Origin of the sequence: Stenotrophomonas sp. SrG, from assembly GCF_050031795.1 — a bacterium.
Taxonomy (GTDB): domain Bacteria; phylum Pseudomonadota; class Gammaproteobacteria; order Xanthomonadales; family Xanthomonadaceae; genus Stenotrophomonas; species Stenotrophomonas rhizophila_A.
Genome location: NZ_JBNBBE010000006.1, coordinates 108,963 through 126,945, shown reverse-complemented (window position 1 = coordinate 126,945; position 17,983 = coordinate 108,963). Strand labels below are relative to the sequence as shown.

Annotated in this window: 18 protein-coding genes; 16 read left to right on the top strand and 2 right to left on the bottom strand. The window is 67.7% G+C overall.

Annotation, left to right across the window (positions count from 1 at the left end; translation table 11 throughout):
- Positions 1-215 precede the first annotated feature (215 nt).
- The gene (locus tag ACQG3P_RS07650; RefSeq protein WP_426804687.1) at positions 216-2,279 is read right to left on the bottom strand and encodes a 3-hydroxyacyl-CoA dehydrogenase NAD-binding domain-containing protein; all 2,064 of its coding nucleotides are present in this window, start codon (positions 2,277-2,279) and stop codon (positions 216-218) included.
- A 237-nt stretch (positions 2,280-2,516) separates the two neighbouring features.
- On the opposite strand from ACQG3P_RS07650, the gene rpoE reads away from it, so the two are divergent.
- The 9 genes from rpoE to recO all read left to right on the top strand — a co-directional run bounded on the left by rpoE (position 2,517) and on the right by recO (position 11,070).
- The gene (gene rpoE, locus ACQG3P_RS07645; RefSeq protein WP_426804686.1) at positions 2,517-3,137 is read left to right on the top strand and encodes an RNA polymerase sigma factor RpoE; all 621 of its coding nucleotides are present in this window, start codon (positions 2,517-2,519) and stop codon (positions 3,135-3,137) included.
- Between the two features lie 8 nt (positions 3,138-3,145).
- Positions 3,146-3,967 (top strand): sigma-E factor negative regulatory protein, encoded by an 822-nt coding sequence (locus ACQG3P_RS07640; RefSeq protein ID WP_426804685.1) that lies wholly within the window; start codon positions 3,146-3,148, stop codon positions 3,965-3,967.
- Between the two features lie 92 nt (positions 3,968-4,059).
- The gene (locus ACQG3P_RS07635; RefSeq protein WP_426804684.1) at positions 4,060-5,583 is read left to right on the top strand and encodes a DegQ family serine endoprotease; all 1,524 of its coding nucleotides are present in this window, start codon (positions 4,060-4,062) and stop codon (positions 5,581-5,583) included.
- A gap of 146 nt (positions 5,584-5,729) precedes the next feature.
- Positions 5,730-7,520 (top strand): translation elongation factor 4, encoded by a 1,791-nt coding sequence (gene lepA, locus ACQG3P_RS07630; protein ID WP_068853627.1) that lies wholly within the window; start codon positions 5,730-5,732, stop codon positions 7,518-7,520.
- Between the two features lie 24 nt (positions 7,521-7,544).
- A complete protein-coding gene (lepB, locus tag ACQG3P_RS07625) occupies positions 7,545-8,339 on the top strand; it encodes a signal peptidase I (RefSeq protein WP_095363548.1) in 795 nt (264 codons plus the stop codon).
- A 28-nt stretch (positions 8,340-8,367) separates the two neighbouring features.
- Complete coding sequence (locus ACQG3P_RS07620) at positions 8,368-8,751, top strand: DUF4845 domain-containing protein (RefSeq protein WP_068853625.1); 384 nt, start codon at positions 8,368-8,370, stop codon at positions 8,749-8,751.
- Positions 8,741-9,421: a ribonuclease III gene (rnc, locus tag ACQG3P_RS07615; protein WP_068853624.1), complete on the top strand. Its 681-nt coding sequence runs from the start codon at positions 8,741-8,743 to the stop codon at positions 9,419-9,421. Before ACQG3P_RS07620 ends, rnc begins: the two co-directional genes overlap by 11 nt.
- Complete coding sequence (era, locus tag ACQG3P_RS07610; RefSeq protein WP_068853623.1) at positions 9,418-10,314, top strand: GTPase Era; 897 nt, start codon at positions 9,418-9,420, stop codon at positions 10,312-10,314. Before rnc ends, era begins: the two co-directional genes overlap by 4 nt.
- 33 nt (positions 10,315-10,347) lie before the next feature.
- The gene (recO, locus tag ACQG3P_RS07605) at positions 10,348-11,070 is read left to right on the top strand and encodes a DNA repair protein RecO (protein ID WP_426804683.1); all 723 of its coding nucleotides are present in this window, start codon (positions 10,348-10,350) and stop codon (positions 11,068-11,070) included.
- Positions 11,071-11,234: 164 nt separating this feature from the next.
- Here recO and ACQG3P_RS07600 read toward each other — a convergent pair whose 3' ends face one another.
- The gene (locus ACQG3P_RS07600; RefSeq protein WP_320457478.1) at positions 11,235-11,963 is read right to left on the bottom strand and encodes an Hpt domain-containing response regulator; all 729 of its coding nucleotides are present in this window, start codon (positions 11,961-11,963) and stop codon (positions 11,235-11,237) included.
- A gap of 137 nt (positions 11,964-12,100) precedes the next feature.
- On the opposite strand from ACQG3P_RS07600, the gene rlmD reads away from it, so the two are divergent.
- The 7 genes from rlmD (at position 12,101) to ACQG3P_RS07565 (ending at position 17,916) form a co-directional block, all read left to right on the top strand.
- A complete protein-coding gene (rlmD, locus tag ACQG3P_RS07595; RefSeq protein ID WP_426804682.1) occupies positions 12,101-13,435 on the top strand; it encodes a 23S rRNA (uracil(1939)-C(5))-methyltransferase RlmD in 1,335 nt (444 codons plus the stop codon).
- A gap of 1 nt (position 13,436) precedes the next feature.
- A complete protein-coding gene (locus tag ACQG3P_RS07590) occupies positions 13,437-13,925 on the top strand; it encodes a CYTH domain-containing protein (RefSeq protein ID WP_426804681.1) in 489 nt (162 codons plus the stop codon).
- Positions 13,926-14,016: 91 nt separating this feature from the next.
- Positions 14,017-15,024: a beta-N-acetylhexosaminidase gene (gene nagZ / locus ACQG3P_RS07585; RefSeq protein ID WP_426804680.1), complete on the top strand. Its 1,008-nt coding sequence runs from the start codon at positions 14,017-14,019 to the stop codon at positions 15,022-15,024.
- Positions 15,024-15,578 (top strand): hypoxanthine-guanine phosphoribosyltransferase, encoded by a 555-nt coding sequence (locus ACQG3P_RS07580; protein ID WP_068853617.1) that lies wholly within the window; start codon positions 15,024-15,026, stop codon positions 15,576-15,578. Before nagZ ends, ACQG3P_RS07580 begins: the two co-directional genes overlap by 1 nt.
- Before the next feature lie 9 nt (positions 15,579-15,587).
- Positions 15,588-16,334 carry an S-methyl-5'-thioinosine phosphorylase gene (locus ACQG3P_RS07575; RefSeq protein WP_068853616.1) on the top strand — a complete coding sequence of 249 codons (747 nt, stop codon included), beginning with the start codon at positions 15,588-15,590 and terminating at the stop codon, positions 16,332-16,334.
- Positions 16,335-16,422: 88 nt separating this feature from the next.
- Entirely contained in the window at positions 16,423-16,629 is a 207-nt protein-coding gene (locus tag ACQG3P_RS07570; protein ID WP_068853615.1) for a cold-shock protein, read from the top strand.
- A 66-nt stretch (positions 16,630-16,695) separates the two neighbouring features.
- Positions 16,696-17,916: an FAD-dependent oxidoreductase gene (locus tag ACQG3P_RS07565; RefSeq protein WP_426804679.1), complete on the top strand. Its 1,221-nt coding sequence runs from the start codon at positions 16,696-16,698 to the stop codon at positions 17,914-17,916.
- Positions 17,917-17,983: the final 67 nt, after the last annotated feature.

The following is a 17,983-nucleotide window of genomic DNA, read 5'->3' as shown; positions in this document are numbered from 1 at the left end:
GGGGGGGGGGGGGGCGCCCCCTATACCCCTGCTGGGGGGGGGGGGGGCCCCCCCCCCGCGGCCCCCCCCCCCCCCCCCCCCCCCCCCCCGCCGACCCTTCGATACTTGGTCGGCGGCCAACGAAAAAGCGGTAGGTACCGACCGTTGGTCGGTACTGCAGCTGCACAAAAAAACGCCACCTTTCGGTGGCGTTTCTGCTTCGATCAATCGATTCTCTAAATTACCGGCTCACGCAACACGGCCGCGTCCCAACCCGGTCGCGGGGCGAAACGATCGCCATGGCGCTGCTGCAATACCTTCAGGCGCTCCACCAGCGCATCGGCGCCGGTGGCGCGGATGTACTGGATCGGGCCGCCGCGGAACGGGGCGAAGCCGGTACCGAAGATGACACCGGCATCGAGCAGGTCGGCGTCAGCCACCACGCCGTCGTGCAGGCAGGCGACCGCTTCGTTGAGCAGCGGCAGGATCAGGCGGTCCTCCAGGTCCTCCGGCGCCTGGTAATTGGCCGGTACGTCCGGCTTCTGGGCGCGGCCGTTGTCCCACTTGTAGATGCCCTGGCCATCCTTCTTGCCGCGCTTGCCCGGTTCGACGGTCTGCAGGGCAGCGGGGATCTGCAGGCCCAGGAACGGGGCCAGTTCCTTGCCGACGCCGGCGGCGACGTCCAAACCGACGGTGTCGAGCAGTTCGATCGGGCCCATGGGCATGCCGAACTTGACGGCGGCCTTGTCGATGACCGGGCCGGGCACGCCTTCGGCGTAGGCGGTGGCCGCTTCGAGCATGTAGGGGAACAGAACGCGGTTGACCAGGAAGCCGGGGGTGCCGGCGACGGGCACGGGGAACTTGCCCAGGGCCTTGCAGAACGAGGCCAGGCGGCGTTCGGTTTCCGCGGCCATGCCGTCGTGGTGGATGATTTCCACCAGCGGCATCTGGGCGACGGGATTGAAGTAGTGCAGGCCGGCGAACTGGGCCGGGCGCTGGATGTGGTCGCGCAGTTCCACCAGCGGGATGGAGGAGGTGTTGGTGGTCAGCAGGGCGTCGGCCTTCATCTTCGGCTCGAGCGTCTGGTACAGGCCACGCTTGGCTTCGGCATCTTCGATGATGGCTTCGATCACCAGGTCGGCCACGGCAACGCCGTCACCGGCGAGGTCGGCCTTGAGGCGGGCGGCGACGGCGGGGCGCTTGCTCTCGTCACGCACTTTCTTGGCGAACAGGGCCTGGGCGCGTTCGATGGCCGGGTCGATGAAGCGCTGTTCGCGGTCCTGCAGGGTGACCTCGAAGCCCTTGTAGGCAGACCACGCGGCGATGTCGCCGCCCATCACGCCGGCGCCGACCACGTGCACGTGGCGGATGCCGTGGTCCTTTCCGCCCAGTGCCTTGAGGCGCTCGGTCAGGAAGAAGATGCGGATCAGGTTGCGCGCGGTCGGGGTGCCGGCCAGCTTGACCACGGCGCGGCGTTCGGCGTCCAGGCGAGCCTGGATGCCGCTGCCGCCGGTGCGTGCCCAGGTGTTGATCAGGGCATACGGGGCAGGGTAGTGGTCTTTCCTGGCCTTGCGCGCGACCTGCTTGGCCATCTGCGGGGCGAGCAGCCTGCGCGCCAGCCAGGTGTTGGAGGCCCAGGCGGTCAGGCGCTGTTTGAACGGGCGGGTGGTGCCGGACAGGCCCAGTGCGACGGCGGTGTCGAGCAGCACCGCCGGGGCGACGACCTTGTCGACCAGGCCGATGTTGCGGGCGGCCGATGCCGACAGGTTGCGGCCGGTCAGCATCATGTCCATGGCGGCGGGGGCGCCGACCAGCTGCGGCAGGCGGGCGCTGCCACCCCAACCGGGGAAGATGCCGAGCTGGGTTTCGGGCAGGCCGATCCGGGTGGAGGGATCGTTGGAGGCCACGCGGTAGCGGCAGGCCAGCGCCAGCTCGGTGCCGCCGCCCAGGCAGTGGCCATGGATGGCGGCCACGGTCGGGCAGGGCAGCTCGGACAGCTTCTGGTAGGTGGTCTGGCCACGGCGGATGGCGTCGTTGACGGTGCCGCGGCGATCGAACTCCTGGAATTCCTTCAGGTCCGCACCGGCGATGAAGCCGGCCGGCTTGATCGACTGCACCACCACTGCCTTGGGCGGGTCCAGCGCCAGGCGTTCGACCAGGTCGCCCAGTTCCAGCAACACGTCCTGCGACATCGCATTGACGCTGCTGTCGTGGCGGTCGAGGCTGAGCACCACGACACCATCGTCACGGATCTCGGGGTGCCAATGTGAGAAGCGGAGCCCATCGAAGCCTGAGAGCATGGAGGCGTTCCATCCGGTTGTGTATGGAGAAGGGGGCTATGATCCAGAGGTTGTTTCCTCCCCGTCAAATCCCTATAGCTGGGGGGGAGGAACACCCGGTTCATGGCGGTGATCTGGAACCTTAACGGAACGGTGGTTAAAAGCTGGTACGGCGCGCGGTGATCGGCGCTGAACTTTTCCCGGGATTGGCAGTCTCATTGCCCGACGTCGGTTGGGCTGACAGGAGTGCGGCCCCCCATGGCCGAGGTTGAAACACCACAGGAGCTGGACCTGGAGCTGGTCCGGCGCGTGCAGCGCGGCGAAAGTGCGGCGTTCGATGTGCTGGTGCGCAAGTACCAGCATCGGATCGTCGCCTTGATCGGGCGCTACATCGCCGACTGGAGTGAATGTCAGGACGTTGCCCAGGATACGTTCGTCCGCGCTTACCGCGCGATCGGCAGTTTCCGCGGCGATGCCCAGTTCTATACCTGGTTGCACCGGATCGCCGTGAATACTGCCAAAAACCATCTAGCCGCCCACAACCGCCGCCCGCCCACCGATGACATCGAGATCGGGGACGCCGAACAGTTCGACAGCGGCACCCGCCTGCGCGATACCGACACGCCCGAACGCGAGTTGATGCGCCAGGAGCTGGAGAAGACGGTGATGAAGGCGGTGTCGGCGTTGCCGGAAGAGTTGAGATCGGCCATCACCCTGCGCGAGGTTGAGGGCCTGAGTTACGAAGAAATCGCGCAGAAGATGGGGTGCCCGATCGGCACCGTGCGGTCGCGGATTTTCCGTGCCCGCGAGGCGATCGACACTGAACTTCGGCCGCTGCTGGATGTCGGCAGCGCCACCCGCGAGAAGAGCCGCGTATGAGCCACCAGATGCCTGACAAATTCGATGCCCACCACCGCCAGCAGCTTTCTGCACTGGTCGATGGAGAGCTGCCGCTGGAAGAGGCGCGGTTCCTGCTGCGCCGCCTGGAACACGATGAAGACCTGTCGCGCTGCCAGGAACGCTGGCAGCTGCTGGGCGATGTGCTGCGCGGGCAGGCCTGTGCGCCGGCGCCGCAGGGCTTTGCCGACCGGATCCAGGCCGCTGTCGCGGCCGAGCCGGTCACGGTGGTCGCCGCAACGCCGGCGCCGCGCCAGCGCCGCGGCGGTCTGCTGCGCTGGGGTGGCGGTGCCGCGCTGGCCGCCTCGGTGGCCGCCATCGCGCTGTTCATGAGCCGCGAGCAGTTGCCCGGGCAGGCCCCGCTGGAACAGCCGACCACGATCATCGCCAGCCAGGCGCAGCTGCCGCCGGCACCGCCGCGCGCGCCGCTCAATGCCGCCGTGGTGGCCGATGCCGCCCTGGCCGTGGCCGCCGTGCCGGCCGCAGCCGTCAATGCCCGGCGTAGCAGTGCCACCCGCACCCAGCAGGCCGCCGCGCGCAGCGTGGCCGGCCGCAGCGCCGAACCGGTGCGTGCGGTGGCCAGCCAGCCTGCGCCGGCCCCGTCGATGCCAGCCACCGATGCCCGGACCCTGCCGTTTGGTGAGGTCGGCAACCTGCAGGCCCGGCCGTGGCCGCGTTCGACGGTGGGCAGCAGCGGGGCGCTCAATGCCAGCTTCTCCACGCAGGAGCCCCAGGCGGCGTTCTATCCGTTCGAGCCGCGCCTGCAGGATGACGCGTCCGGCGCGCCGCAGGTGCGTCGCCAGCGCGACTGACCTTTGCCTCCATTCCCGACATCCAGGCGCTGCACGCTACGTGCAGCGCCACCCCTTCCCCTGAACATCCCTGACCCGGAGGCTCGAGTCTGATGACCGCCCGTATCCGCACGCACGCCATGGCCCTGCTGGCCATCACCCTTCCGCTGGTGGCCTGTGCCCAGTCGCCCAGCCCAACCGCGCCTGCGGCGCAGGTGGCCGCCGCCCCGCGTGCGCCGGCCGCGCCGCTGGTCAGTGGCCTGCCGGACTTCACCAACCTGGTGGAGCAGGTCGGTCCGGGCGTGGTCAACATTGAAACCACCATCGTGCGCAGCAACCGCCAGGCGCGCGGCGCCGGCCCCGGTCCGGGCGATGACGAGATGCCGGAGTTCTTCCGCCGCTTCTTCGGCCCGGACTTCCAGATGCCGGGCCAGCCCGGTGGCGACGATGAAGGTCCCAGCATCCGCGGCCGCGGCATGGGCTCGGGCTTCATCATCTCGCCCGACGGCTACGTGCTGACCAACCACCATGTGGTGGCCGACGCCGGCGAAGTGAAGGTCAAGCTGGGCGACCGCCGCGAGTTCACCGCCAAGGTGATCGGCAGCGACCAGCAGTACGACGTGGCCCTGCTCAAGATCGATGCGAAGAACCTGCCGACCGTGCGCGTGGGCGATTCCAACACGCTCAAGCCCGGCCAGTGGGTGGTCGCGATCGGCTCGCCGTTCGGCCTGGACCACTCGGTCACCGCCGGCGTGGTCAGTGCGGTCGGGCGCAGCACCGGCGGCCAGGACCAGCGCTACGTGCCGTTCATCCAGACCGACGTGGCGATCAACCAGGGCAACTCGGGCGGCCCGCTGCTCAATACCCGCGGTGAAGTGGTCGGCATCAACTCGCAGATCTTCTCCGCTTCGGGCGGCTACATGGGCATCAGCTTCGCGATCCCGATCGACCTGGCCATGGGTGCGGTCGAGCAGATCAAGAAGAACGGGCGCGTGAGCCGTGGCCAGCTGGGCGCGATCGTGGGCGCCATCACCGGCGACGTGGCGCAGGGCTTCAACCTGCCCGACAGCCGTGGCGCGCTGGTCAACGAACTGGTACCGGGCAGTGCCGCGGCCAAGTCCGGGCTGGAAGTCGGCGATGTGATCCGCTCGGTCAACGGCACCCCGATCAACACCTTCAGCGATCTGCCGCCGCTGATCGGCGCCCAGGCGCCGGGCAGCAAGGTCCGCCTGGGCGTGCTGCGCGAAGGGAAGGAGCGTGAGATCACCGCGACCCTGACCGAGCTGGCCGAGGATGCCGCCCGCGGCACCGCCGGTCCGGCTGCCGCCGACGCGTCGCCGCAGGTGGGTGCCAACGCCCTGCTGGGCCTGGACGTGGCCGACCTGACCGCCCCGCAGCGCCAGCAGCTGGGGCTGGACGCGGGCGAAGGCGTGCGCATCACCAACGTCAAGGGCCAGGCTGCCCGTGATGCCCGGTTGTCGCCGGGCATGGTGATCCTGCAGGTCGGGCGCACCCCGGTCGGCAGCGTGGCGGCGCTGAACAAGGCGCTGGGCGGCTACAAGAAGGGCGATGTGGTGATGCTGCTGGTGCGCGCGGGCAGCAACAGCGCCTTCGTGGCGGTCAAAACCGGGCAGTAAACCCCGTCCCTGCTGCGTTTCCGGGCCCGCTTCGGCGGGCCCGGTCGTATTTGGCGCCCCGGCACGCGGGGAGGGGTCGGCCATGCGATAATGTGCCGTTATCCTGACGACGCGCCGCGCCGCCGCCACCTATGTCCTCTGATTCGATGCGGAACATCCGCAACTTCTCCATCATCGCCCACGTCGACCACGGCAAGTCCACGCTGGCCGACCGCATCATCCAGCTTTGCGGCGGCCTCCAGGCCCGCGAGATGGAGGCGCAGGTGCTCGACTCCAATCCGATCGAGCGCGAGCGCGGCATCACCATCAAGGCCCAGTCGGTGTCGCTGCCGTACGTGGCCAAAGATGGCCAGACCTACCACCTGAATTTCATCGACACCCCCGGGCACGTCGACTTCTCCTATGAAGTCAGCCGCTCGCTGGCCGCCTGCGAAGGCGCGCTGCTGGTGGTGGATGCGGCCCAGGGCGTGGAAGCGCAGTCGGTCGCCAACTGCTACACCGCCGTGGAGCAGGGCCTGGAAGTGGTGCCGGTGATCAACAAGATCGACCTGCCCACCGCCGACATCGAGCGCGCCAAGGCCGAAATCGAAGCCGTGATCGGCATCGATGCCAGCGACGCGGTGCCGGTCAGTGCCAAGACCGGCCTGAACGTGGTGGACGTGCTGGAAGCCATCGTGCATCGCATCCCGGCCCCGCAGCCGCGCGATACCGACAAGCTGCAGGCGCTGATCATCGACTCCTGGTTCGACAACTACCTGGGCGTTGTCTCGCTGGTGCGCGTGATGCAGGGCCAGATCAAGGCCGGTGACAAGCTGCAGGTGATGTCCACCGGCCGCAACCACCAGGTCGACAACGTCGGCGTGTTCACCCCCAAGCGCAAGGTGCTGCCGGCCCTGCGCGCGGGCGAGGTGGGCTGGGTCACGGCCAGCATCAAGGACGTGCATGGTGCCCCGGTGGGCGACACCCTGACCCTGGCCGCCGACCCGGCGCCGTCGGCATTGCCCGGCTTCCAGGAAATGCAGCCGCGCGTGTTCGCCGGCCTGTTCCCGGTCGATGCCGAAGACTACCCGGACCTGCGCGAAGCGCTGGACAAGCTGCGCCTGAACGATGCGGCGCTGCGCTTCGAGCCGGAAAGCTCCGAAGCGATGGGCTTCGGCTTCCGCTGCGGCTTCCTGGGCATGCTGCACATGGAAATCGTGCAGGAGCGGCTGGAGCGCGAGTACAACCTCGACCTGATCAGCACCGCGCCGACCGTCATCTATGAAGTCCTGAAGACCGACGGCACGATCATCAACATGGACAACCCGGCCAAGCTGCCGCCGGTGAACATGGTGAGCGAGATCCGCGAGCCGATCATCCGTGCCAACGTGCTTACCCCCGAGGAGTACATCGGCAACATCATCAAGCTGTGCGAGGAAAAGCGCGGCAGCCAGATCGGCATCAACTACCTGGGCAGCCAGGTGCAGATCAGCTACGAGCTGCCGATGGCCGAGGTGGTGCTGGACTTCTTCGACAAGCTCAAGTCGGTCAGCCGCGGCTACGCCTCGCTGGATTACCAGTTCGTGCGGTTCGACGCCGGTCCGTTCGTCCGCGTGGACGTGCTGATCAACGGCGACAAGGTCGATGCGCTGTCGCTGATCGTGCACCGCAGCCATGCCGACCGGCGCGGCCGCGAGCTGTGCGAAAAGATGAAGGAGCTGATCCCGCGGCAGATGTTCGACGTGGCGATCCAGGCCGCCGTCGGCTCGCAGATCATCTCCCGCACCACGGTCAAGGCCATGCGCAAGAACGTGCTGGCCAAGTGCTATGGTGGCGACGTTTCGCGCAAGAAGAAGCTGCTGGAGAAGCAGAAGGAAGGCAAGAAGCGCATGAAGCAGGTCGGCCGCGTGGAGATTCCGCAGGAAGCCTTCCTCGCCGTGCTGCAGATGGACAAGTAAGGCTCCCGTTCCCAAGGACACTGCATGAAACTGTTTGAAATCCTGCTGGTCGTACTGACGCTGGCCTCGGGCCTGATCCTGCTGGCCGACAAGCTGTACTTCGCCAAGCGCCGCGCGGCGCGGGCCGGTCTGCTGGACAGCGAGCCGGTACTGGTGGATTACTCCCGGGCGTTCTTCCCGGTGCTGGCCATCGTGCTGGTGGTGCGCAGCTTCATTGCAGAGCCTTACAAAATCCCGTCCAGTTCAATGATGCCGAACCTGCTGATCGGCGATTTCATCCTGGTCAACAAGTTCGCCTATGGCCTGCGCCTGCCGCTGAACAACGCCAAGGTCGTCCCGATCGGCGAGCCGGCGCGCGGTGACGTGGTGGTGTTCCACTTCCCGGGCCATTCGGACAACGACCCGAACAAGGGCGAGAACTTCATCAAGCGCGTAATCGGCGTCCCGGGCGACGAAATCGCCTTCCAGGGCGATGGGGTCATCCTCAACGGCACCCCGCTCAAGTACGACAGCAAGGGGTTGTATGCTGGGCACCGTGGCCAGGGGGAGGGCGCCTCGTTGCTGGTGGAGCACCTGCCGGGCCGCACCCATACCGTGCTGGAGACCGATTATCCGCGTGGCGAAGGCCAGTGGACCGTGCCGCCGGGCAAGTACCTGGTCATGGGCGACAACCGCGACAACAGCGATGACGGCCGTTTCTGGGGCCTGCTGCCGGAAGAGAACCTTCGCGGCAAGGCGTTCCTGATCTGGCTGAACTGCTCGGGCTGGTTCTGCAAGGATGGTTTTGAACCGTCCCGCATCGGCACCGGCATCAACTGATTCCAACCGCGTATCTGGGGAGAACGCAATGAAGACGATGAAGACGCAGCGTGGCATGACCCTGACCTCGTTCCTGGTCGTGCTGTGCATCGTGGGGTTCGGCCTGTACATCGGCATGAAGCTGTTCCCGATGTACTCCGAGTTCTACGCAGTGAAGACCGCGCTCAAGGGCGTGGCCAAGGAACCGGGCGTGGCCAACATGGAACCGGGCAAGGTGCAGGAAATGTTCTTCCGCCGGCTGGACATCAGCTATTCGGAGAGCGTCAAGCCGGCCAACGTCAAGTTCGAACGCGTCAGTGGCGGTTGGAACATGAAGGTCAACTACGAAGTGCGTCGCCCGCTGGTGGGCAACCTCGACGTGGTTGGAAAATTTGATGCACACCAGGAATTGACCCTCAGCGGTGCCGACTAAAACCTATCAACGTGGTGACCAGATCGGTCACGCCTTCCAGGATCCGGGCCTGCTCCAGCAGGCCCTGACGCATCGCAGTGCCGGCACGCCGAACAACGAGCGACTGGAATTCCTCGGTGACAGCATCGTCAACATGATGGTGGCCCAGGCGCTCTACCAGCGCTGGCCGAAGGCAGACGAGGGCGCCTTGACCCGGGCGCGGGCCGAGCTGGTGCGCGAAGGCGCGCTGGCGGTCATTGCCCGCACCCTGCATCTGGGCGAGCGGCTCACGCTCGGGCCGGGCGAGATGAAATCCGGCGGCCACCGGCGGGACTCGATCCTGGCCGACGCGCTGGAGGCCGTGGTGGCCGCCATCTACCTGGACGCCGGCTTCGCCGCGTGCCAGGCAGTGGTCCTGCCCTGGTTTGGCCCCTCCATGGAGGCGCTGCCGGCCACCGGCAAGCCTGAAAAAGACCCCAAGACCCGGCTCCAGGAATGGCTGCAGGGCCGACAGAAGGCATTGCCGCTGTACGAATTGGTGTCAGAATCAGGCGACGATCACGCCAAGACCTTCCGGGTACGCTGCGGCGTAGCCGATCCTGCTGTCAGCACCGAAGGCGAAGGTGCCTCGCGACGGCTGGCCGAACAACAGGCGGCAGCTGCCGCCCTCGAGCAACTGGATTCCAAGTGAGCGAAGCAACCCCCCATCATTGCGGCAGCGTGGCCGTCATCGGCCGCCCCAACGTCGGCAAGTCGACCCTGACCAACGCCCTGGTGGGCGCCAAGGTCAGCATCGTCTCCAACCGGCCGCAGACCACCCGCCACCGGCTGCTGGGCATTGCCAGCTATCCGGAAGGCCAGCTGGTCCTGGTCGACACCCCCGGCCTGCACCGCGTGCAGAAGCGGGCCATGAACCGGGTGATGAACCGCGCCGCGCGCGGCTCGCTCGAGGGCGTGGATGCCGGCATGCTGGTGATCGAGGCTGGCCGCTGGGACGAAGAAGACACCCTGGCGTTCAACGTGCTCAGCGACGCCGGCATTCCGGTGGTGCTGGTGGTGAACAAGGTCGATCGACTGAAGGACAAGGCGGCCCTGCTGCCGTTCCTGCAGCAGGTCACCGAAGGCCGTACGTTCGCCTCCGTGCACCCCATCTCCGCGCAGAAGCGCAACGGCCTGGAAGCGCTGGTGCGCGACCTCCTGAAGCTGCTGCCCGAAGCCCCGCCGATGTTCGGCGAAGATGAAATCACCGACCGCAGCCAGCGCTTCCTGGCCGGCGAACTGGTTCGTGAGCAGCTGATGCGCCAGCTCGGTGAAGAGCTGCCGTACGCCACCACGGTGGAAATCGAGCGCTTCGTCGAAGATGGCAACCTGCTGCGTATCGGAGCGGTGATCTGGGTCGAACGCGAAGGCCAGAAGGCCATCGTGATCGGCAAGGGTGGCAGCCGCCTGAAGGACATCGGCGCCAAGTCGCGCATGCAGATGGAGCGCCTGTTCGACGCCAAGGTCTTCCTGGAAACCTGGGTGCGCGTGCGCGAAGGCTGGTCGGACGACGAAGCTGCACTGAAGGCCTTCGGCTACGAGTAAACCCGGCAGGGTTGCCGCTCACCGCCCCCGGCCATGCGCATCGACGACGAACCGGCCTTCGTGCTGCATGCCCGCCCTTGGCGGGAGACCAGCCTGCTGGTCGAGGTCCTGACCGAGCAGCATGGCCGGATCGGACTGCTGGCGCGCGGCGTGAGCAGCCCGCGCAGCCAGGCGCTGCGCGCCGCCCTCCAGCCCCTGCAATGGATCCGCCTGGCCGCCGTGCAGCGCGGCGAGCTGGCCCAGTTGCGTGGGGCCGATGCCCTGGACGCCGCGCCGCGGCTGAGCGGCGATGCCATGCTGGCCGGCTTCTATGTCAATGAACTGGTGATGCGGCTGGCGCCCCGCCAGGACCCGCTGCCCGAGCTCTACGACCACTACGGGCAGGTGCGCCAGCGGCTGGCAGCCGCCGAGCCGTTGGCCTGGACGCTGCGGCGGTTCGAGCGCGACCTGCTGGAGGCACTGGGGTTTGGCTTCGACCTGACCCATGGCAGCGATGGCGAGCCGGTCGACCCGGCCGCGCGTTATGAGCTGGACCCGCTGGAAGGGCCGCGACGGTTGCTCAGCGAGCGCGGGGTGGATCCGAGGCGGGGGACGGCGACCGGGAGTGCGTTGCTGGCGTTGGCGAATGACGTCCTGCCCGGGCCGGATGACCTGGCCAGCCTGCGCCGGGGCATGCGCGCGGTGCTGCTGCACCACCTGGGTGGGCGTGGTCTGAAATCGTGGGAAATGCTTGAGGATCTGGCGCGCAGGCGGTGAGGTGCGTGCTCGGGGGGGGGCTTGGCTGGTGCGGAGGGCGGTTTACGTGCGCAGGGGCATGGCTTTGACACGCATGGCGTGTCACTACGACCCTTGGTCGCTTGGGTTTGGGGTCGAACGTTGGGGGCATCCGTAGGGACACGCCATGCGTGTCTGCGGGGTGCCTAATGCAACAGGGACTCTACGGCCGCCTTGAACTGGGTGTGGGCGCCGTTGGATTCCGGGGCCTGGTGCAGCTGGCGTACCGCGCGCGCGAGGCGCGCGGCGCCGACGAAGCCGCAGCTGGCCTGCAGCCGGTGCAGCTGGCCCTTCAAGGTGCCTACATCGTGTTGCTGTACCGCCTGGGCCACCGCGTCGCGGACCCCGGGCAGCTCGGCCAGGAACAGCTCGCGCAGGGCGATCAGGTGATGGCGCTGCCCATTCAGGGCCGCCAGCGCGGTGATTTCGTCCCAGTCCTCGCGTTCGACCTCGCTGCCGCCAGCGGCGACGGCCCGGGCGGCGCTGCCGGGGCTGTTGACCAGCGCACGGCGCACGGCCTGCAGCAGCTGCTCACGGCTCAACGGTTTGACCAGGGTTTCGCTGAATCCGTCATCCCGCAGACGGGCATGGATGCTGGTGTCGCCATCGGCCGTGTGGGCCAGGGCGGGCGTGTCCGGACGCGTCAGCCGCAAGGCGCTCAGCAGCTGGCTGCCATTGCCGTCGGGCAGGTTCACATCGATCAGCCACAGATCGTGCTCGCTGTTGCGGCCCCGTTCCAGGGCAGTGACCAGCGAATCGGCGGTTTCCACCTGCGCGGGCAGGGTTTCCAGCGCGGCCCGGAAAAAGCCGCGACTGATGGTGTCGTCCTCGACGAGCAGGAGTCGGGGCATGGGAGCCCTCGGGGTCATCTGCATTGGGGCTGCCTCCATGTCAGCTATGCCCATATTAAACACGATATGGTGTCCTGCAAGCCTCCCGATGGGGTCATCCGGCAGCTCGCGGTGCGTATCTGCGACAATACGCACCCTTTTTGCCCGCAGCCTGTTGCCACGTGGCCCGATCCCGTTCCCGCCTCGACAAGACGCCGTTCCAGACCGACATCCTCGACCTCAGCCATGATGGCCGGGGCGTTGCCCGCCGTGAAGGCGAGGGCGGCAAGGTCACCTTCATCTCCGGCGCCCTGCCGGGCGAAGTGGTGCGCGCCGAGCCCACTGCCCGCAATCGCCATTTCGACGAGGCGCGGACCGTGGAGGTCCTGCAGCCCTCGCCGCAGCGGGTCACCCCGCGCTGCCCGCACTTCGGCGTCTGTGCCGGCTGCGTGCTGCAGCACCTGGAAGAAGGTCAGCAGATCGTGGCCAAGCAGCGCGTGCTGCTCGACAACCTGACCCGGATCGGCCATGTCAGCCCGGGCACCGTGCTGCCACCGCTGGTCGGCGAAAGCTGGGGCTACCGCCGCAAGGGGCGCTTCTCCGTGCGCCGGGTGGAAAAGAAGGACAAGACCCTGGTCGGCTTCCGTGAACAGGACCCGCGCTTCGTGGCGGACCTGAGCCAGTGCCTGACCGTGATCCCGGAAATCGGCCTGAAGGTGGCGGCACTGTCGGCGTTCATCGAATCCCTGGATGGCAAGCGCGACATCCCCCAGGTGGAGTTCATTGCCGGCGACGATGCGATCGTGCTGACCATCCGCCACATGCTGCCGCTCAGCGATGCGGACAAGGCGGCCTGGGCCGCGTTCGGGGCTGAGCACGGGTTTGCGATCTTCCTGCAGCCCGGCGGTGTTGAATCGGTGCACCCGCTGCTGCCTGGCGAGGTGCCGCTGTCGTTCCGGCTGGCGCCGTGGAACGTGGAGCTGGCGTTCCGCCCGCTGGATTTCATCCAGGTCAACGCCAAGCTCAATGAAAAGATGATCGCGCTGGCGCTCGAGCTGCTCGACGCCGGCCCGGACGAGCGCGTGCTCGATCTGTTCTGTGGCCTGGGCAACTTCACCCTGCCGCTGGCGCGCACCGTCCGCGAAGTGGTGGGCGTGGAAGGCGAAGCCGGGCTGGTGGCGCGGGCCAGGGAAAACGCCGCGCGCAACGGCCTGGACAACGCGCAGTTCTTCGCCGCCGACCTGACCCAGGACCAGCGCCAGACCCCGTGGATGCGCCAAGGCTTCGACAAGCTGCTGCTGGACCCGCCGCGCTCGGGCGCGATCGAAGTCCTGCAGCAGTTGCCGCTCAAGCAGTTCAAGCGCATCGTCTACGTCAGCTGCCACCCCGGCTCGCTGGCGCGCGACGCCGGCTATCTGGTCAACGATCAGGGCTTCACCCTGGTGTCGGCCGGTGCGATGGACATGTTCCCGCACACCGCGCACGTGGAAAGCATCGCCGTCTTCGAGAAGCGTTGAGATGGGCATCGAGATCGAGCGCAAGTTCCTGGTCACCGGCGATGACTGGCGCGCCGCCGCGCACGCGGTCATTCCGATGGCACAGGGCTACCTCAACGACACCGCCTCGATCGACAGCGGCGCCCAGAAGGCCTCGGTGCGGGTGCGCATCCAGGGCGATGAGGCATTTCTCAACATGAAGTCGCGCGAGATCGGGCACACCCGCCAGGAATTCGATTACCCGATCCCGGTGGAGGACGCCCGCGCGCTGCTGGCGCTGTGCGTGGGCGGCCTGATCGACAAGCGCCGGCACCTGGTCCACCACGGCGGGCTGCTGTGGGAAGTGGACGAGTTCCTGGGCGACAACGCCGGGCTGGTGGTGGCCGAGGTCGAACTGGAGCAGGCCGACCAGGCCATCGACCTGCCGTCCTGGGTCGGGGAGGAAGTGACCGACCAGGTCCGGTATTACAACCTCGCCCTGGCCTCGAACCCTTACAGCCGCTGGCCCTGAATACGCCCGCCGCGCCCGTGGCCTCGGGGACACGCCTTCTGCGACAATGCGGCAGTGCGCCATCATGGCGCCCCGCTTTGGAGATCGACCCATGCTCGTGATCGGCGTTGCCGGGACCGAACTTACCGCCCAGGAACGCGATTGGCTGCAGCACGACGCCGTGTCCGGCGTCATCCTGTTCAAGCGCAATTTCGCCTCGCGCCAGCAGATCGCCGAGCTGTCGGCCGCGATCCGCGCCGCCGCGCCGCGGCCTCTGCTGATCTGCGTGGACCAGGAAGGCGGCCGTGTGCAGCGCTTCCGCGACGGGTTCAGCGCGCTGCCGCCGCTGCAGGGCTTCGACTCCCTGTACGCACAGGATCCCGAGGCAGCCCTGGCCCTTGCCGAACAGCACGCCTGGCTGATGGCCAGCGAAGTGCGCGCCAGCGGCGTGGACCTCAGCTTCGCCCCCGTGGTCGACCTGGGCCGTGTCAACCGCGCCATCGGCGACCGTGCCTTCAGTGCCGACCCGGAGGTCGTTGCCGCTTTCACCCGCGCCTACGTGCGTGGCATGCACAGCGTCGGCATGGCCGCCACCCTCAAGCATTTCCCCGGCCACGGCAGCGTGCTGGAAGACACCCACGTGGCGGTCGCCAGCGATCCGCGTGATCTCGACGCGCTGCGGGCGCTGGACCTGGTGCCGTTCGTCGCCGGCATCGATGCCGGTGCCGACGCGGTGATGATGGCCCACGTGGTCTACCCGCAGGTCGCACCGGAACCGGCCGGTTACTCGTCGCGCTGGATCCAGCAGATCCTGCGCGGGGAAATGGGCTTCCGTGGCGTGGTGTTCTCCGACGACATCGGCATGGCCGCCTCGTTCTCCGCCGGGGGCGTGCAGGCGCGCGTGCATGCGCACCTGGATGCCGGCTGCGACGTGGTGCTGGTCTGCCACCCGGAACTGGTCGACGAGGCGCTGCGCGCGGTCGACGGCCGCCCCCTCAATACTGCTGCGCTGCTCGGCCTGATCGGCCGGGGCGCGCTTGGCTGGGACGGCCTGCTGGCCGATGCCCGCCATGGCACCTCCCAATCCCGTTTGCTCGACACCCTTGGAAGAATCGTCTGATGCCCAACCTCACCATTTCCCAGGCCCTGGCCCAGGCCGACCTGCTGGTCGACCGCCCCACCATCGATGCGGCCATCGCGGCCATCGCCGATGCCATCGCGGCGGATTACAAGGGCGAGGTCCCGCTGTTCCTGTCGATCATGCACGGCGCGCTGCCGTTCGCCGGCCAGCTGGCGCTGGAGCTGGGCGCGCGCGGCCAGGACCTGCAGTTCGATTACCTGCACGCCACCCGCTACCGCGGTGAAACCACCGGCGGCGAGCTGGTCTGGAAGCACAAGCCGGCCACCTCGCTGTTCGGCCGCCGCGTGCTGCTGGTCGACGATATCCTGGACGAAGGCTTCACCCTGCAGGGCGTGCGCACCTGGTGCCTGGAGCAGGGCGCCACCGATGTGCGCATCGCCGCGATGACGGTGAAGAAGCACGACCGCGCGCTGCCCGACGTCAAGGCGGACTACGCCGGTGTCGAACTGCCGGACCGTTACGTGTTCGGCTTCGGCATGGACGTCAACGAAGCGCTGCGCGGCGTGCCGGCCATCTACGCGATGAAGGAATAATCAGCGCCCATGGACCCTATTGCCCTGGCCGTCATCGGCGGCACCGGTGTGTACAAGCTGGCCCAGCTCGATGACGTGAACAGCCACGTGGTCGAAACCCGTTACGGCACGCCGTCCGGCCCGATCCGGGTCGGCACGCTGCTCGGCCAGCGCGTGGCGTTCCTGGCCCGGCATGGCGAAGGCCATTCACTGCCGCCGCACAAGATCAATTACCGCGCAAATCTTGCTGCATTGCAGCAGATCGGTGCCACCCGCGTGCTCGCGCTCAACACCGTCGGCGGCATCACCGAGCAGTTCGGTCCGCGCGTGCTGGCCTGTCCGGACCAGCTGATCGATTACACGTGGGGCCGCATCTCCACGCTCAGCGAGGAGCCGGGCACCGAGGTGCTGCATGTGGACTTCGGCCACCCGTACACGCCGATGCTGCGCAGCAAGGTGCTGGCGGCGGCCAAGGTCACCGGGGTGCGCCTGCAGGACGGCGGCTGCTACGGCGCCACGCAGGGGCCGCGGCTGGAAACCAATGCGGAAATCGCGCGCATGCGCCGTGATGGCTGCGACCTGGTCGGCATGACCGGGATGCCCGAAGCCGGCCTGGCCCGCGAGCTGGGCCTGGACTACGCCTGCCTGGCGATCGTGGCCAACTGGGCGGCCGGCTGTGGCGATGGCGACGAGATCACGATGGCCGAAGTACTGGCCAATGTTGACGCGGCTTCGGCCGGATTGCCGGAACTGATTGGCGAATTGGCACGCGGATGATTGTCATTGCATGACAAGCTTTGCATACTCCGCCAGTGCGCTGGTTGAGCGTACACCACCCATTCATTGAAGAAGGTCTCGCATTACCATGCCGAACGGTACCGTCAAGTGGTTCAACGACGCCAAGGGATTTGGCTTTATCTCGCCGGATGACGGCAGCGCTGATGTCTTCGCGCACTTCTCCGCGATCAACTCCAAGGGCTTCCGCAGCCTGCAGGAAGGCCAGAAGGTCACTTATGAAGTGAGCCAGGGTCCGAAGGGCGCCCAGGCTTCGAACATCGCGCCGGCGGAGTAACTCCACCGCAGCGCAAGGAAAACCCCGCTTCGGCGGGGTTTTTTTTGATGCCGGACAGGACGTCAGATGAAAAAACGTACGATTGCCATCGTTGGCTACGGAACGGCGGGCCAGGCGCTCTCGATTCTCCTTTCACGCGACCATCACGATGTGCACGTGTTCGAGCGCGCGCCCAAGCCCGGTCCGGTAGGCGCGGGGTTCCTGCTGCAGCCGAGCGGTCTGGACGTGCTGTGGCAGATGGACCTGCTGCCAGAGGTGCTGCGGCACGGCGCGCCGGTGCGCCGGCTGTACGGTGAAACGCCGTGCGGGCGCGCGGTGATGGACATGCGCTATGCGGCGCTGCATGCGCACCTGCACGGCATCGGCATGCAGCGCGGCGCGCTGTTCTCGCTGCTGGCCCAGGCCTGGGAGCACCCGGGCAACCTGCAGGCCGACACCGCCATCGTCGATGTGGATACCGAAAATGGCCGCGTGCGCGACGCGCGCGGGCACTGGCACGGCCCGTATGACCTGGTGATCGCCGCCGATGGGTCGGCCTCGTCGCTGCGCACGCTGGTGCAGGGCACGCGGCTTGACCGCGAATACCCGTGGGGTGCGCTGTGGTGCCTGTTGCCGCGCGGCGACTGGCCGCACCACGACGAGCTGCGGCAGCGCTACGTGGCGGCGCGCAAGATGATCGGGCTTTTGCCGGTCGGCACCCGCCCCGATGATGCGCAGCCGCGCCTGAGCTTCTTCTGGAGCCTGCCGCGCGCGCAGTTCGAGCAGTGGGAACGGGATGGCATGCAGCGCTGGCTGGAGGAGATCGCCGCGCTGTGGCCGCAGGCCCACCTGCGGCTGAAGGACCTGCGTGACGGCGTGCAGCTGGCGCGTGCCGGCTACCGCGATGCCGTCATGACGCGCTGGCACCGCGGCCGGCTGGTGCTGGCCGGGGATTCGGCGCATGCCATGAGCCCGCAGCTGGGGCAGGGCGTGAACATGGCGCTGATGGACGCGCTGGCGCTGCGCGATGCGCTGCGCGCGCACGACGCTGCCGATGCCGCGCTGCAGGCCTACCAGGCGCAGCGCAGTGCACACGTGGGCATCTACCAGTTCTGGAGCCGGTGGCTGACCCCGGTGTTCCAGTCCGAGCGCGACCTGCTCGCGCACGCACGCGATGTGCTGTTCCAGCCGATGGGTCGGCTGCCGGGTGGTCGCGGCCACATGCTGCGCGTGCTCAGCGGCACCCAGCGCGGCTGGTGGGGCACGCTGGGATTGTCGCCGGGTTTCATCGAGGCGATGAGCACATGAATGGCGGCCGTTGACGGCAGGGTCACTTGCCTTGTGGCACAAGAAGAATGCTGTGTTGTTGCCCCCA

Bases quoted from the DNA above. Each gene is read 5' to 3' on its own strand.
- ACQG3P_RS07580 (WP_068853617.1), top strand. From the start codon at position 15,024: ATGCCCAACCTCACCATTTCCCAGGCCCTGGCCCAGGCCGACCTGCTG.
- rpoE (WP_426804686.1), top strand. From the start codon at position 2,517: ATGGCCGAGGTTGAAACACCACAGGAGCTGGACCTGGAGCTGGTCCGG.
- nagZ (WP_426804680.1), top strand. From the start codon at position 14,017: ATGCTCGTGATCGGCGTTGCCGGGACCGAACTTACCGCCCAGGAACGC.
- ACQG3P_RS07590 (WP_426804681.1), top strand. From the start codon at position 13,437: ATGGGCATCGAGATCGAGCGCAAGTTCCTGGTCACCGGCGATGACTGG.
- ACQG3P_RS07600 (WP_320457478.1), bottom strand. From the start codon at position 11,963: ATGCAGATGACCCCGAGGGCTCCCATGCCCCGACTCCTGCTCGTCGAG.
- ACQG3P_RS07640 (WP_426804685.1), top strand. From the start codon at position 3,146: ATGCCTGACAAATTCGATGCCCACCACCGCCAGCAGCTTTCTGCACTG.
- ACQG3P_RS07620 (WP_068853625.1), top strand. From the start codon at position 8,368: ATGAAGACGATGAAGACGCAGCGTGGCATGACCCTGACCTCGTTCCTG.
- ACQG3P_RS07570 (WP_068853615.1), top strand. From the start codon at position 16,423: ATGCCGAACGGTACCGTCAAGTGGTTCAACGACGCCAAGGGATTTGGC.
- ACQG3P_RS07635 (WP_426804684.1), top strand. From the start codon at position 4,060: ATGACCGCCCGTATCCGCACGCACGCCATGGCCCTGCTGGCCATCACC.
- recO (WP_426804683.1), top strand. From the start codon at position 10,348: ATGCGCATCGACGACGAACCGGCCTTCGTGCTGCATGCCCGCCCTTGG.
- lepB (WP_095363548.1), top strand. From the start codon at position 7,545: ATGAAACTGTTTGAAATCCTGCTGGTCGTACTGACGCTGGCCTCGGGC.
- ACQG3P_RS07565 (WP_426804679.1), top strand. From the start codon at position 16,696: ATGAAAAAACGTACGATTGCCATCGTTGGCTACGGAACGGCGGGCCAG.
- lepA (WP_068853627.1), top strand. From the start codon at position 5,730: ATGCGGAACATCCGCAACTTCTCCATCATCGCCCACGTCGACCACGGC.
- ACQG3P_RS07575 (WP_068853616.1), top strand. From the start codon at position 15,588: ATGGACCCTATTGCCCTGGCCGTCATCGGCGGCACCGGTGTGTACAAG.
- ACQG3P_RS07650 (WP_426804687.1), bottom strand. From the start codon at position 2,279: ATGCTCTCAGGCTTCGATGGGCTCCGCTTCTCACATTGGCACCCCGAG.